10 protein-coding genes are annotated in these 14190 nt (G+C 66.5%); 7 read left to right on the plus strand and 3 right to left on the minus strand.

Annotation, left to right across the window (positions count from 1 at the left end; translation table 11 throughout):
- Positions 1-250: 250 nt before the first annotated feature.
- The 7 genes from WF331_RS07120 to WF331_RS07150 all read left to right on the plus strand — a co-directional run bounded on the left by WF331_RS07120 (position 251) and on the right by WF331_RS07150 (position 8668).
- A complete protein-coding gene (locus WF331_RS07120; protein WP_340622768.1) occupies positions 251-1312 on the plus strand; it encodes an ABC transporter substrate-binding protein in 1062 nt (353 codons plus the stop codon).
- Between the two features lie 18 nt (positions 1313-1330).
- A complete protein-coding gene (locus WF331_RS07125) occupies positions 1331-2062 on the plus strand; it encodes a class II aldolase/adducin family protein (protein ID WP_016500381.1) in 732 nt (243 codons plus the stop codon).
- A 163-nt stretch (positions 2063-2225) separates the two neighbouring features.
- On the plus strand, positions 2226-3413 hold the full coding sequence (locus WF331_RS07130; RefSeq protein WP_059395071.1) for an LLM class flavin-dependent oxidoreductase: 1188 nt from the start codon (positions 2226-2228) through the stop codon (positions 3411-3413).
- A 10-nt stretch (positions 3414-3423) separates the two neighbouring features.
- On the plus strand, positions 3424-4998 hold the full coding sequence (locus WF331_RS07135; RefSeq protein ID WP_340622769.1) for an ABC transporter substrate-binding protein: 1575 nt from the start codon (positions 3424-3426) through the stop codon (positions 4996-4998).
- A complete protein-coding gene (locus tag WF331_RS07140; protein ID WP_340622770.1) occupies positions 4991-6067 on the plus strand; it encodes an ABC transporter permease in 1077 nt (358 codons plus the stop codon). Before WF331_RS07135 ends, WF331_RS07140 begins: the two co-directional genes overlap by 8 nt.
- Positions 6060-6887: an ABC transporter permease gene (locus WF331_RS07145; RefSeq protein WP_340622771.1), complete on the plus strand. Its 828-nt coding sequence runs from the start codon at positions 6060-6062 to the stop codon at positions 6885-6887. Before WF331_RS07140 ends, WF331_RS07145 begins: the two co-directional genes overlap by 8 nt.
- Positions 6884-8668: an ABC transporter ATP-binding protein gene (locus WF331_RS07150; protein ID WP_340622772.1), complete on the plus strand. Its 1785-nt coding sequence runs from the start codon at positions 6884-6886 to the stop codon at positions 8666-8668. The genes WF331_RS07145 and WF331_RS07150 overlap by 4 nt, the downstream gene beginning before the upstream one ends.
- A gap of 64 nt (positions 8669-8732) precedes the next feature.
- Here the strand turns inward: WF331_RS07150 and WF331_RS07155 are convergent, their stop codons facing one another.
- From WF331_RS07155 to WF331_RS07165, 3 genes are all read right to left on the minus strand, one after another.
- Complete coding sequence (locus tag WF331_RS07155; RefSeq protein ID WP_016500375.1) at positions 8733-9821, minus strand: LLM class flavin-dependent oxidoreductase; 1089 nt, start codon at positions 9819-9821, stop codon at positions 8733-8735.
- 27 nt (positions 9822-9848) lie between these two features.
- Positions 9849-12425 (minus strand): TonB-dependent receptor, encoded by a 2577-nt coding sequence (locus WF331_RS07160; protein WP_340622773.1) that lies wholly within the window; start codon positions 12423-12425, stop codon positions 9849-9851.
- A 209-nt stretch (positions 12426-12634) separates the two neighbouring features.
- Entirely contained in the window at positions 12635-14188 is a 1554-nt protein-coding gene (locus WF331_RS07165; RefSeq protein WP_284362628.1) for an ABC transporter substrate-binding protein, read from the minus strand.
- Positions 14189-14190: the final 2 nt, after the last annotated feature.

The following is a 14190-nucleotide window of genomic DNA, read 5'->3' on the forward strand; positions in this document are numbered from 1 at the left end:
ACACCGCGGTACCAAGCCCTAGAGCAATATCTTTGCCACCCCTCTTCAGGCCCCAGCCTGCGTGGCTTGTACAAGCTCTTGCTGCGCCAGCAGCAGCCACCCTGCTGATCTGGCAGCACCCCACCCGCAATCCTGCTCCCAGCCAAGCACCCAGCTCCCTGAAAAAATACTAAAACCCAGGTAAATCAAGGCCTCCAGCGGTTGGCACGCACACTGCAATGGTGCTTGCACGACGCCCAAGGAGCCCCCCATGACCTTCGCAACCCCCACAGCAAAACGCCTGGCAGACGACCCATCCGCCCTGGAACGCATCTGGTTCACGCGTTGCCCGGTGCCCACCGCCTCAGGCCTGGCCTACAAGCTCGGCTGGCTTGAGCAAGAGTTTGCTGCCGATGGCTTGCCCGTCTCGACCCTGCAGGAGGCCCGTCAGCTTGGCCATCACCACTACGATCACCAACTGCCTGGGCTGTTTCGCGAAGGCGGCAACGTGCCGGCGCTGGCGGCGCGTGCGGCCGGCTCGCCCAGCCGGCTGATCGGCCTGACCTGGATCGAGGAATGGCAAACCATCCTGGTCCGCCCGGATTCCGGCATCCGCAGCGCCGCCGACCTGCACGGCAAACGCCTGGCGCTGCCGGCCTGGGGCGACAGTCGGCCGGGCAGCATTGCCCGGGCCATGAGCCTTCACGGTTACAAAGGCGCCCTGGCATCGGCAGGCCTGCACCTCGATGACGTGCAACTGGTGGAAGTGGCCCTGCTCGACCAGGCCAGTGCCGCCACCCCGGCGCTGGGCTTGCAGCGGCTATGGTCGGGGCTGGAATACCTGGCGCGCGGTGAAGTCGATGCCGTGTACGTGAAAGGCGCGGCGGCCGCCGATGCCGCACGCCGGCTGGGCCTGGTGGTCGGCGTCGACCTCGACCTGCTGCCCGACCCACGCCACCGCATCAACAACGGCACCCCGCGGCCGATCACCGTGCATCAGCGGCTGCTCGACAACCATTTCGACCTGGTGGTGCGCTTCCTTGCCCAGACCTTGCGTGCCGCCGAGTGGGCAGCCGGCAACCGCGACGCGCTCAACCGCATTCTCGAAGAAGAAACCCGTGCGGGCAGCCAGGGCGTGGCCGAGGCCTACCGCGGTGACTTCCACACCACCCTGGCGCCGGACCTGTCCGCACAGCGGCTGGTCTTCCTCGGCACACAAAAAGACTTCCTGTACCTGCACGGTTTCCTCGAAGCCGATTTCGACATTGCCGACTGGGTCGACCCGCGGCCTCTGCAAGCTGCCCATGAACTGCTGGCCCAACGCCGCGCCTGACCTGACTGGAGATTGAACATGACCGTACTGATCAACGAACGCCCCATCACTGCCGAACTGCAAGCCTTCATCGACCAGGTAGTGGCCGAAGCCGAAGCGGCCTTCAGCGTCTTTCGCGAAACCAACACCATCACCGCCAATGGCACGGTCGGTTTCATCGAGCGTGTGCCGGGTGAAGAGCTGCTGGTGTCGGTGAACTACGGCGGGCCGTGGAACCATCGCAAGCCGTTGCAGGCCACCGTTACCGACTTTGCCGGCAACGTCATCGTCGGCAAGGGCAAAGGCGGCCTTGGGCGTTATACCAAGCTGTTCCAGACCCATCCCGACGTCACCACCGTGTCGCACGTGCACAGCCCTTACCTGGGTGCCTGGGCGCAAACCCACCGCACCTTGCCGTTCCACTACGTGCCGGTGCAGCGCTACCAGCTGGCCCGCGAGCTGCCGGTGTACATCGACCGGCGCCAGGCCGAGGTGGACTTCATCCTCGACAAGATCGCCGAGAACCCGTTCAACCTGGCAATCCTGGAAGCCAACGGCGGCGCCACGGTGTGGGGCAAGCAGGGGCTGCGGGCCACGGCGGAGTTCATCCTGTTGCTGGAGGAGGGGGCGCAGATCCAGTTGCTGGCCGATGCCCTGGGCGGGTCGCGGCCTTACGGGCCGGGGGTGCTGACCCAGCAGTGGAAGATGAGCGGGTTGTACGACCGTGCAACCGAACTGGGCCTGGTGCCTGGCATCGATCGGCGTAACTGATGCGATCGCTGGGGGCGCTTTGCGCCCCTATCGCGACACAAGGCCGCTCCCACAAGGACATGCGTACGCCGACCAATGTGGGAGCGGCCTTGCGTCGCGATAGGGCTGCGCCGCAGCCCCAGAGGCCTGCCCTCAAACACCTCATCTGAAAAGGACCCGCCCCATGGCAGTAAAAATCCTCTGGTACCTCACCACCCCCGACGGCCCGTACCCCTGGGAACCCGAAGGCCGTTGGCACACCGACTTCGAACACCTCAAGCAACTGGCCATCGCCGCGGACCGCCTGGGCTACTACGGCTCGCTGCTCGGCTCCAGCCCCAACGAAAGCCTGGCCGTGTCGGCAGCGCTGATCGACGCCACCAAGCGCCTGCGCTTTCTGGTCGCCCAGCACCCGGGCGAGTTGTCGCCAGCGGTGTTGGCCAAATGGGCGCTCACCTTCGACCAGTTCTCCAACGGCCGCCTGCTGTTCAACGTGGTCAACGGCAACGACGCCGGCCTGGCCACATTGGGCGTGCATTACCCGCACGACGAACGCTACGACTTCAGCCTGGAATACTGGCGCGCCTTCCAAAGCTTCTACGCGGGCGAAACGGCGGGTTACGACGGCCGCTACGTCAAGCTGTCACCCCGTTCGCCCGCCGCAGCCCATCACCCGCTGGGCGGTTGGCACCCACCCAGGCAAAAGCCCGGCATCCCGCTGTGGGGCGCCGGCACGTCGGCACCGGGCGTGGCCCATTCGGTGCAACTGCTCGATGTCTACCTGAGCTTCGCCGACACCCCGCAAAAGCTCGGCGACAAGTTCCGCCGGGTGGCAGCCGAGGCGGCCAGGATCGGCCGCGAACTGACCTACGGCACCCGCCTGCAAGTGATCGTGCGCGAAACCGAGGAAGAGGCCTGGGCCCATGCAGAGCGCCTGTTGCAGCGCACCTCGCTGGCCACCGCGCGCGCGGCCATCGAACGCCAGTTGCCTGCCGGGCAAACCTTCGACAGCTACGTCAGCGACGACCCGCGCATCCAGCGCAACCTCGACAGCATCCGCGCCGGGCGCCTGCCCACGGCCCGTGAGCTGGAGATCTACCCCAACGTCTGGCTGGGCCCCAGCCTGTTCGGCTTCAACATCCTCGGCCCTGCCGCCGGCACTTACCTGGTCGGCAGCGCCGAACAGGTCGCCGAGCGGATCCGTGAGTACGAGGCCCAGGGCACGTCGGCATTCATCCTGTCGGGCTTCCCGCTGATCGATGAGGCGCACCGGGTGGCAGACCTGCTGTTCCCGCTGCTGGACCTGGACCATGGCTTCGAGGTGCCGCGCCTGGGGGCAGTCAGCAAGCCCGGCGTGGCGCAACCGGCGTAAGGAGAGGGTGATGAGCGAGTTGTTTTCGCGCCGGGTGTTTCTCGGCAACAGCCTGGCCGTTGGCGGCAGCCTGCTGCTCGGCGGCGGGCTGCTCAGTGGCTGCGACAGCGGCGCACCGGCAGCCGCCAGTGCGGCGCTGCCAGGTACGCCGGTGCGCGGTGGGCGCTTGCGGGTGGGCATTATCGATGGCGACCAGGCCGGCAACCTTGATGCGCACAAGCCGGTGGGCGGCGGCATCATCCGTGGCTGGGCGCTTTACGCCAAGTTCTGGGAATGGAACGCCGACGTCAGCACGCGCCTGGCACTGGCCGAGTTCGCCGAGCCGAATGCCGACGCCAGCGCCTGGACCATCCGCCTGAAGCCTGGGCTGGAGTTTCACCACGGCAAAAGCATCACCGCTGACGACATGCTGTTTTCCATCCTGCGCCTGACCGACCCGCAACTGGCCTCGCCCTTCGCCGGGCTGGTCGGCGCTATCGATCGGCAGGCCCTGCGCAAGCTGGACGAGCGCACTGTCGAAATACGTTTCAAGCAGGGGCAAAGCTTCTACCCGCTGGATGAAACGCTGATCAGCTTCGGCGGCATCGTGCCCACCGACTACCATCCGGTGACCAACCCGGTCGGTGCCGGGCCGTATCGGCTGAAAAGCTTCATACCTGGCCAGCGCTCGCTCTATACCCGTTTTGAAAACTACTACAAGCCTGACCGCCCCTATGCGGACGAGCTGGAAATCATCGAATTCAAGGACCAGGTGTCACGGGCCGCAGCGCTGCGCGCCGGTCAGATCGACGTGGCCAGTGGCGTGCAGGCCGAGCACAGCGCGTTGCTCAAGGCCGACCCACGGCTGCGCCTGTATGCCTCACCCAGCACCTCGTTCACCGGCTTCAACCTGAACCTGGCCAAGGCGCCGTTCCAGGACGTACGGGTACGCCAGGCATTTCGCCTGCTGGCCGACCGTCAGGAACTGGTGGCACGTGGGCTCAATGGCTTTGGCCGGGTGGCCAACGACCTGTATTCGCCCCACGACCCCACCTACAACCACGCCATTGCCCAGCGCCCGTACGACCTGGACCAGGCCCGCTCGCTGCTGCGCCAGGCGGGGCAGGACGATTTGCGTGTGGAACTGACCACCACGCCAGGGCCTGGCGTCAACGCCGCGCTGGTGTTTGCCCAGCAGGCCCTCAAGGCCGGGGTGCAGGTGAAGGTCAACCAGGTGGACGGGGCCGTCTTCAACGGCCCGCAACGCGAGCAATGGCAGCTGTCGCCGGGCTCGACCCCGGCGCGCGGCTTTCTTGCCTCGGCGCTGCACAACGATGCACCGCAGGCCATCTACAACCGCAGCAACTTCCACGACCCGCGCTTCACCGAACTGTTCCAGCAGGCTCTGGCCCAACCCGACCTGGTGCGGCGCACGGCCTTGGTCCACGAAGCCCAGGCCATCCAGCATGAGCGTGGCGGGTTGCTGATCTGGGGCTTTTCCGACGTGCTCGATGCGGCGTCGGCCAAGGTTGGCGGGCTGGCCCCGGAACAGACCACCTTCGCCTCTTGGCGCTTTGACGAACTCTGGTTGAACCCCAATGCCTGATCCTCGACACACATCCCGCACGCCGGCCTGGCTGGCCTGGTTCATCGGCCGCCTCGGTTACGGGCTGCTGACCGCCTGGGTGATCAGCCTGGTGGTGTTCATCGCCACCCAGGCGCTGCCTTCGGACCCGGCACGGGTGATCCTCGGCCCGGATGCGCCACTGGAAAGCATCCTCACCCTGCAACGGCAACTGGGCCTCGACCAGCCGATCCTGGTGCAGTACCTGCGCTGGCTGGGCGCAGCGTTGCGCGGGGACCTGGGCATTTCGCTGGACTCACAGGTACCGGTGGCGCAGCTGCTGTTCGGCCGCTTGGGCCATACCTTGGCCCTGCTGATCGGGGTGTTGGCGCTGGTGGTGCCGGTGGCCCTGCTGCTGGGGGTGAGCCTGGCCCTGCGGCGTGACAGCCGGCTGGACCGCTGGGGGCTGTCGGCGCTGATTCTGCTCAAGGCCACGCCGGGCTTTTTGCTGGCCATTGGCCTGGTGCTGCTGTTTTCCATGCCGGGCATGGGCTGGCTGCCGGCGGTGTCGATCCTCGACCCGCAGTTGCCGTTGTGGCGGCAGTGGCCGTCGCTGGTGCTGCCGGTGCTGGCCCTGAGCCTGACGGCGCTGCCGTACCTCACGCGCATGGTGCGGGCCTCGATGATCGAGGCGCTGGAGTCCGAGTATGTGATCGCCGCGCGCCTGCGGGGTGTGCCCGAGCGGCGCATCGTCTGGCGGCACACCTTGCCCAATGCCCTGACCCCGGCGATCCAGGGCGTGGCGCTGACCCTGCGAACGTTGGTTGGCGGTGCGCTGCTGGCCGAGGTGATCTTCAGCTACCCGGGTATCGGCACTGCATTGAACGCGGCGATACAGATGCGCGACCTGCCGATGATCCAGGGCGTGGTGCTGGTCATTACCTTGGCGGTGGTGTTGATCAACCTGCTGGCCGACCTGTTGACGGTATTGCTCACCCCCAAGCTGCGCACGGCGCGCCGGGTGCGGATGATCCGCCGTATCCGGGGCGGCATTCGGCCCTGGTGGCGACGCGGGCGCAGCACCCCTGCCCAGGAGGCGACCCATGATTGAATCCCGTTGGCTGGCCGACCCACAGGTGCGCCGTGGCGCCGTGATCACCTTGCTGGTGGCGCTGCTGGCCGCTTTCGGCCCCTGGCTGGCACCCCATGCGCCCATGGCGATGGTCGGGCCGGTGTACGGCCCCCCGGCTGCCGGGGCACCGCTGGGGCACGACTTTCTGGGCCACGACCTGCTCTCTCGGTTGCTCAGCGGCGGCCTGTCGGTGCTGTGGATGTCGGTGGCAGCAGCCACCCTCGCATTGCTGGCTGGCGGCAGCCTGGGCCTGTTGGCCGGGTTCTCGCGCAGGCGCCTGGACCAGGCGATCAGCTGGGCGGCGGACGTATCGCTGGCGTTTCCGGACCTGATCCTGGTGCTGCTGATCGTGTCCATGCTTGGCCGTGCACCTTGGCTGATCGTGCTGACCGTGGCCATCGCCTTTACCCCAGGGGTGGTCCGTCTGGCCCGCGGCAGTGCCGTGGCGGTGGCTGGGCAGGAGTACGTCGAGGCGGCGCAGATGATGGGTTACCCGCGGTGGCGCATCCTCTTTCATGAAATCCTGCCGAACATCCTCACGCCCCTGCTGGTGCACTTCGGCAACATGCTGACCTGGGCGGTGGGCATGCTGTCCGGCTTGAGTTTTCTGGGCTACGGGGTGGCACCGCCGGCGGCGGACTGGGGCCTGATGATCAACGAAAACCAGGCCGGCCTGCTGGTGCAGCCCTGGGCCGTACTGGCACCTGCATTGCTGATCGGGATGTTTGCCTATGGCACCAACATCCTGGCCGAAGGGATTGGCCGGGCCAGTGCAAGGATTGGGGAGAAGCAGCCATGAGCGCGCTGTTGAATGTGGCAAGTGAAGTGTTGCAAGTCAGCGACCTGCGGGTAGAGCTGGCCGGGCAGGTCGATGTGCTGGCCGAGGTGTCGTTCAGCGTTGCGGCAGGCGAAATTGTTGGCCTGGTGGGCGAGTCCGGCTCGGGCAAGACCACCTTGGCCACGGCGTTGCTGCGCCATGCCCGGCAGGGTGCGCGCATTGTGGGCGGGCAAGTGGTGGTGGCCGGGCAATCGCTGCTCGAACTCGAAGGCGAGGCCTTGCGCCTGGCCCGTGGCGGGCTGGTCGGCTACGTGGCCCAGGACCCGGCCACGGCGCTGAACCCTGCGCTGCGCCTGCGGGCTTTGCTGCGTGAAACCTTGTTGGCGCACCAGCCTGCGTTGTCGCGTGAAGCGGTGCGCCAGCGCATCGGCCAAACCCTGCTGGATGTGGGGCTGCCCGATGACGACGCCTTCCTGCGGCGGTTCCCGCATCAACTGTCTGGCGGGCAGCAGCAGCGGGTGATGCTGGCGCTGGCGTTCGTCTTGCGGCCAAAGCTGATCGTACTCGACGAGCCCACCACGGCGCTGGACGTGACTACCCAGGCCCATGTGCTGCAGACCCTCAAGCGCCTGTGCCGTGACCAAGGTGTGGCGGCGCTGTACGTCACCCATGATCTGGCGGTGGTGCGCGACCTGGTCGACCGGGTGATGGTGATGTACGCCGGGCGCCTGGTGGAAATGGCCGGGCGCGAAGGGTTGTTCCGCGCACCGCTGCATCCCTACACCCGCGCGTTGCTCGCGGCCATTCCCGACATTGCCCGGCGCCAGCCGTTGCAGGCGATTGCCGGGCATGCGCCGGCACCAGGGCAGCGCCCGGACGGCTGTGCGTTTGCGCCGCGCTGCGGCAGGCGTCGTGCAGAGTGTTCAGTGATCGAGCCGTCTTTGCTGGCGCATGACGGCGGGCATCGGGTGGCCTGCCTGGTGCCGCACCGAGAGCCGCTGCCCATGGGTGAGGTGGCTGCCCAGGCCGCTGCTGCGCCGGGCAAAGCGGTGTTGCTGGAGGTCTGCGGGCTGGATGTCGCTTACGATCGGCAGGTGCTGTTCGATGTTTCCCTGCGGGTGGGCCAAGGAGAGTGCCTGGCGCTGGTGGGCGAGTCGGGTTCGGGCAAGACCAGCCTGGCCAGGGCCATTGCCGGGCTGGGCGAAAACGTTCAGGGGCAAATGAGCTACGCCGGCGAGCCTTTGGCGTTTGCCGCGCGCGAACGCGATGCCCGGCTGCGTCACCAGATCCAGTATGTGTTCCAGAACCCCTATCGTGCGTTGAACCCAAGGCAGACCATCGGGCAAACGCTCAGCGCGCCGTTGGCGCACTTTTTCGGGATACGCGGTGGTGAAGCGCGCGAGCGGGTCGAGGCCGTGCTGGCGCGGGTGTCGCTACCGGCGCGTGTGGCCGACTTGTATCCGCATAGCTTGTCCGGTGGCGAGCGCCAGCGCGTGGCGATTGCCCGGGCGTTGATCTGCGAGCCGAAGCTGCTGGTGTGTGACGAGATCACTTCCGCGCTGGATGTGTCGGTGCAGGCATCGATACTGGCCTTGCTGCAGCGATTGCAGGGGGAGGGGCTGACCTTGTTGTTCGTCACCCATGACCTTGGGGTGGTGCGGGCGATTGCCGACCGCGTGCTGGTGTTGCGCCGGGGGCGGGTGGTGGAGCAGGGTATTGCCGATCAGGTTCTGGGGCGACCGGTTGATGCTTATACCCGCACGCTGGTGGAGCATTCGCCGAGGTTGCGGGTTGGCCTCTAGGTGCTTGCCTTGGGGGGATGCACCCGGCAACCCAGATGCACCCCAAAGCCATACCCCCCCACCTTCACCCCACAAACCGGGCCTGGCGGCGCCGAACTTCCTCGCGCACCGCTGGAATCACCCAGCGCCCGTAATCCACCGTGTCATACAGCGGGTCGTAGCCCCGGTTGAGAAAGGTGGTCACCCCAAGGTCGACATAATCGAGCAGCGCCTGGGCCACGGTCTCCGGCGTGCCCACCAGCGCGGTAGTATCGCCATAGGCGCCCACCGCAGTCGCCGTCGGCATCCACAACGCCCGGTCATGCCGGTCGGCGCGGGCGGCAGCGGCGAGCAGGCGTTCGGAGCCGGTGCCCTTGATGCGCTTCTGCCAAGGGCTGTCTGCCGCAAACTGTGGGTTGGCCTTGATCTGCGCGAGGATCTGCTCGGCACGCTGCCAGGCTTGCTCCTCGGTGGCACCCAGGATCAGCCGTACCGACAAGCTGACCCTCGGCGCCGCTACGCCTGCGGCGTTGGCGGCAGCCTTGAGTTTGCCGATCTGTTCGGCGACGCCGCTCAGCGGCTCACCCCACAGGGCATACAGATCCGCATGCTTGACGGCGATCTGGTAGGCGATGTCGGACGAGCCTCCGAAGGAAATCGGGATATGCGGCTGCTGCAGCGGCTTCACCGGTGAAAAGGCACCCTTGATATTGAAGTAGCGGCCCTCGAAGTCGAACGGCTCCTCGGCCGTCCAGGTGCGACGGACTATCTCCAGGTATTCGTCGGCACGCCGGTAGCGCTCGGTCTTGTCCAGCAGCGTATCCCCCTCTTGCGGCTCGGCGGTGATACCGGTGATCGCATGCAGGCGGATGCGCCCGCCGCCGGTGGTGTGGTCGAGGGTGGCGAATGCCCGTGCGGCCACCGTCGGCGCGGTCAGGGCCGGGCGGTGGGCAATCATGAAACCCAGGCGTTCGGTGTGCGCGGCAGCATAGGCGGCTATCTGCAGGCTGTCGGCGCTGCCCGGGCCGCTGGCGATCAGCACCCGGTCGAACCCGGCATGCTCATGGGCGCGGGCGTGGTGACGGATGAATGGCAGGTCGAAGTCGGGTGTGCGAACGCCACGGGTCTCGGACCACTGGCGGGGGAAGATCATGCCGACAAATTCAATGGACATGGCTGAGGCCTTTCAGGTTGAGGATGATCAGAACTGGTAATCGACCTGGGCCAGCAGCGTACGGCCCGGCATCGGTTGCAGGAAGGTGTTGGTGGAGCCAGCCAGGCCACTGACGAAATTCAGCTCGTCGGTGACGTTGAGCATGCGCACCGTCACGCCCCACTGCGGCTGGCGGTAGTACACGGCAAGGTCGAGGTTGTATTCGTCCGGCACTTTCACCGTCTTGCTCAGGTTCAAGTACCAGCTGCTGGTCCACCAGCCGGAAAGCTCGACGCCAAACCCTGAGTCGAAGCGGTAGTCGACATACCCGCCGGCGTTGTATTCAGGGATCTGCACCGCATCGAACTTGCCGGACGGGCGCTGGTTGAGGCTGTTGTTGTCGCCGAATACGGTGCCGTTGTCGGGGATGAAGCCGGCCGAGGCGAACCCGGCCTGGCTGGTGAACTCGTTGTAGGCGCTGATGCGGCTGAGGTTGAGGCCGCCGCGCAGGTGCAGGTCCTGGTAGCGCAGGGTCGCTTCCCAGCCTTTGACGATCAGCCGGGCGATATTGTTGTTGCTGTCCGGTGACTGGTCGCGGGCCTGCTTGTAGGCAGCCAGGGTGAAGAACAGCTGGTCGGGCAGAGCCTCCACTTTCAAACCCACCTCATGCAACACGCTCAGGCTCTCGAAGGCCAGTGGGTTGAGCTGGTTGGCCCCCGTGCCGCTGCCCCAGCCCAGGCCATTGGTGAAGAAGCCGGTATTAACCGCGAGGGAACGGTCGAACGTGTAGTACAGCGTGCTGTTTTCCGTGGGTTTGAAATAGGGACTGACCTGCACCGAGAACAGCCGGTAGTTGTCCGAGTCCTTGCGCGGGCTGCCGCCGGGCAGCACAAAGGGGTTTTCGATACCTGCGTCGATCCAGCTGCGGCTGGCGCCCACGTTCAAGCCCACGCGTTCGCCCAGGCGCAGGTTGTGCTGACTGAACAGGGTCTTGGTGGTCCAGGTGCTGTCGGCGGTGTAGGGCGCTACCGACTCGGCATACAGGCCATGCCCGGCCGGGTACATGGCGGGCAGGTTGAGCCAGCCGTAGTAGCTGGAAAACTGCGGCACACCGGGTTGGCCGATCCAGGCAGCGTTGCCACCGGCGGGGTTGCGGCCGCTCAGGCCGAGCAGGTCGCCGGGGTTCTTCAAGGTAGGGTCGAGGGTCAGGTCATAGGCGTTGATGGTGCTGCCGAAGCTGTTGTTGGCGGCGATCGACTCGTTGCGCTCGCGGCGATAGACCAGCCCGGTGTTGCTGTCGTCGATCAGGGTCAGGTCGCCCAGCTGAAGTTGGCCACGGGCGCGGAACTCGAAGCGGTTGTCGAAGATGTCGTCCTTGCCCTGCACCTGGAACGCCCCGACGGCATCTGTGGTGTCGGTGGAGTGCTGGTAGAAGGTGCTGTTGGCCAAGGTGATCGACGGGGTCAGGTCGCCTTCGACGCGCAGCTGCGTGGTAAAGCGCCGCGAACGGTTTTCGTCCTGCGCGCGCTGGCCGGTTTGTGACGATAGCGAGGTCAGGCCGTTGCCCGCCAGCGACGGGTCATAGACCCAGCCACGCAGGCTGCCGGGGTTGGCCTGGGTGTTGGGCGACGCGCCCTGGAAGCTGCCGTTGACCACATGGTACTGGCCCTGGGCGTTGCGCTGGCGCTGCACCCAGCCGAGCACCTGGGCATCGGCAGCGCCGGAGGACAGCACTGGCGACCACAGGGTATTGCCGTTCTGGATGATTGGGGTGGCGCGGCCGGCGTAGTACTTGCCGTGGTCGACCAGGTCCTGGGTGGCGCGGTTCCAGCCGTGGGTGATGTTGTAGTCGTAGTAGTCATCGTAGGCGGCGTTCCAGTCGACCCGAAGGTTGTCGTTGCGCCAGGCGAGGGCACCGTAGAAGGCGTCGAAGTTGTTCTCGACGTTGTCGTAGAAGTCTTCCTGGCGCTGGCGGGTGATGCTCAGCCGATAAGCCAGGTTGTCCGTCAGCGGGCCGGTGTTGTCGATGCTGAACCTGGTGGCATCGCGTGATTCACCATCGGGGATCCAGCTGCCGATTTCGCCGCTGAGCCTGGTGCGGAAACGGTTGAAATCGGGCTTCTTGCTCAGGTAGTTGACGTAGCCGCCACTGCCGCTGACCGAACCGTAGGTCACTGACGACGGCCCGGCGACGATGTCGGCGCCTTCGTAGGCGTTGAAGTTGGCCGGGTGGCGAACCCCGTAGGCGCGCTGGCCATCCTGGAACACCTCGGTGTTCTGCCCGCGCATCTGCGGGGCGATGCCGGCGTTCTGGCCACCGCCGCGGGTGATGCCGGGGGCGTACTTGACCAGGTCGTCGGAGCTGCGGATCGGGTCGTTGGCCAGTTGCCCGGCGTTGATCTGGGTGACCGAGCGCGGGGTGTCCAGCACCTTGGCTTCCAGGCCGCCGTAGATCGAGGCTGGCGTGCGGCTGGGCAGGGCGTCGTTATCGGGCTGTTCGGCCTGCACGGTGACGGTTTGCAGCTGGGTGTCTTCGGCGTGGGCCAGCGGCGCGCTGGCTGCCAGAATGGCCAGCGCCAGTGCGCTGGGCTGGAAATTGGGGTGCAGCAAGGTAACGCGGGGCATTGGCTGGGCCTCGTTCAATAGCAGGAATGTGGGAGAAACGAGGGCGCAGCCGCGCCTGCGGTTGGTTTGTTTTTTGTGTTGCCTGTCCCGGCCCTATCGCCGGCAAGCCAGCTCCCACAGGGACTGCATGGGCTTGAAGGCTGGCGCCATCCCTGTGGGAGCTGGCTTGCCGGCGATAGGGCCGGGACAGGCGGTAGAGGGCCTGCAGGTCAACTTCTGAGCCACAGGCTCTCGAACCGCCAGGTACTGAACAGCGACTGCTCGGCCTGCGCGCCACCCACGCGTGTGCTGACACTGTCGAGCAGGTCGGCAAAGCCCCAGATCAGCATGCCGCCGCGCTCGTACTGAATGCGTTGCGCGCGGTGCACCAGCGCCTTGCGTTTTTCTAGGTCCGGCTGGGCCATGGCGGCGAGGAAGGCCTCGCTGAATTCGCGGTCGTGGAAGTGGGTCTTGTTGGCTACTGCGAACGGCGCGTCGGTGTGGATGGCACTGGCCAGGTACGGCGCACCGATGCTGCCGCCGGTGCTCAAGGTCCAGTCGTCGCGCTGTGGGCCCTGGAAGGTGGCCAGGTCGACCTGGCGCACGTTGAGGGTGACGCCGATACGTCGGGCCTGCTCGGCCAAGACCAGGGCCGAAGCCAGCCCCGGCCCTGGTGTGGTCACCAGGTCCACCTGCAACTGTTCATGGCCGGCTTCGCGCAGCAACTGCGCTGCCCGCTGCGGGTCGTAGGGGCGCGGGCCGATGCTGTGATCGAAGGTGGGATCGAACGGTGCATACAGGTCGTTGGCCACCCGGCCCTGGCCATTCAGCGCACGGCGCACCAGTTCCTCGCGGTCGGCCAGCAGGCGGAATGCCTCGCGCACGCGCGGGTCGTCGAACGGCGCCTTGGCGGTGTTCATGTCGAACGACAGCCAGTTGCCACTCACTGACTTCAGCAGCCGCAGCCGTGGGTCGGCCTGCAGCACCTGCAGGTGCTCCGTGGACATGACGTTGGCCATGTCGATCTGCCCGGCACGCAACGCCGCCAGGCGGCCGGTCTGGTCCTTGAAGTCGATGATCTCCAGTTCATCGGCGTAGGGCTTGCCGGGCTTGTAGTAGTTGTCGAAGCGGGTGAACAACGAGCGCTGGCCCGGGGTGAAGCTTTTCAGTTTGTACGGCCCGGCACCGACCGGGTTGGTGACCGGGTGGTAGTCCACCGGTACGATGCCGCCGAAGTTGACCCAGGTTTCCGGCAGCGGCAGGTAGCTGCGCCCTTCGCGAAAGCCCAGGCGCACGGTGCGGTCGTCCAGCTTGACCAGGTTGTCGCGGTCCACCCAGTGCAGCAGCGCCGCATAGGGCGAGGCCAGCTGCGGGTCGGTGAGGCGGCGGATGGAGAAGATCAGGTCATCGGCGTCGATGGTCTTGCCGTGGTGGAATTCCAGCCCGGGTTTCAGCCGCAAGGTCCAGCCGCTGGCATCGGCGTTGGGCTCGGCGAACTCGGCCAGGGCCAGGCGCGGCTGCATCTGCTCGTCCCATTCCCACAGCTTGCTGTACAGGGCAAAGCCACGCACGATGCCGCTGCCGATGGGCTTGTGGGCGTCGAGGTTGCCGCTCTGGTTGCCGTCGATGATGCCGAGGCGCAGGCGCCCGCCATGGCGCGGCTGGTCGGTGGCGGCATGGGTCGGGCTGTCGGCGGGGCCGCAGCCGGCCAGTAGCCCGCCCGCCAGCACGCCGGCGTGGCCGAGGAAGCCGCGCCGGCTCAGTGGGTAACCGTCCCAGGCCATGG

The sequence above is a fragment of the Pseudomonas sp. YNh genome, from assembly GCF_037993085.1.
Classification (GTDB): domain Bacteria; phylum Pseudomonadota; class Gammaproteobacteria; order Pseudomonadales; family Pseudomonadaceae; genus Aquipseudomonas; species Aquipseudomonas putida.

What these genes read in the sequence shown, in the direction of transcription:
- WF331_RS07150 (WP_340622772.1), top strand. Translation starts at nt 6,884, where the DNA reads ATGAGCGCGCTGTTGAATGTGGCAAGTGAAGTGTTGCAAGTCAGCGAC.
- WF331_RS07140 (WP_340622770.1), top strand. Translation starts at nt 4,991, where the DNA reads ATGCCTGATCCTCGACACACATCCCGCACGCCGGCCTGGCTGGCCTGG.
- WF331_RS07120 (WP_340622768.1), top strand. Translation starts at nt 251, where the DNA reads ATGACCTTCGCAACCCCCACAGCAAAACGCCTGGCAGACGACCCATCC.
- WF331_RS07155 (WP_016500375.1), bottom strand. Translation starts at nt 9,821, where the DNA reads ATGTCCATTGAATTTGTCGGCATGATCTTCCCCCGCCAGTGGTCCGAG.
- WF331_RS07145 (WP_340622771.1), top strand. Translation starts at nt 6,060, where the DNA reads ATGATTGAATCCCGTTGGCTGGCCGACCCACAGGTGCGCCGTGGCGCC.
- WF331_RS07165 (WP_284362628.1), bottom strand. Translation starts at nt 14,188, where the DNA reads ATGGCCTGGGACGGTTACCCACTGAGCCGGCGCGGCTTCCTCGGCCAC.
- WF331_RS07135 (WP_340622769.1), top strand. Translation starts at nt 3,424, where the DNA reads ATGAGCGAGTTGTTTTCGCGCCGGGTGTTTCTCGGCAACAGCCTGGCC.
- WF331_RS07125 (WP_016500381.1), top strand. Translation starts at nt 1,331, where the DNA reads ATGACCGTACTGATCAACGAACGCCCCATCACTGCCGAACTGCAAGCC.
- WF331_RS07130 (WP_059395071.1), top strand. Translation starts at nt 2,226, where the DNA reads ATGGCAGTAAAAATCCTCTGGTACCTCACCACCCCCGACGGCCCGTAC.
- WF331_RS07160 (WP_340622773.1), bottom strand. Translation starts at nt 12,425, where the DNA reads ATGCCCCGCGTTACCTTGCTGCACCCCAATTTCCAGCCCAGCGCACTG.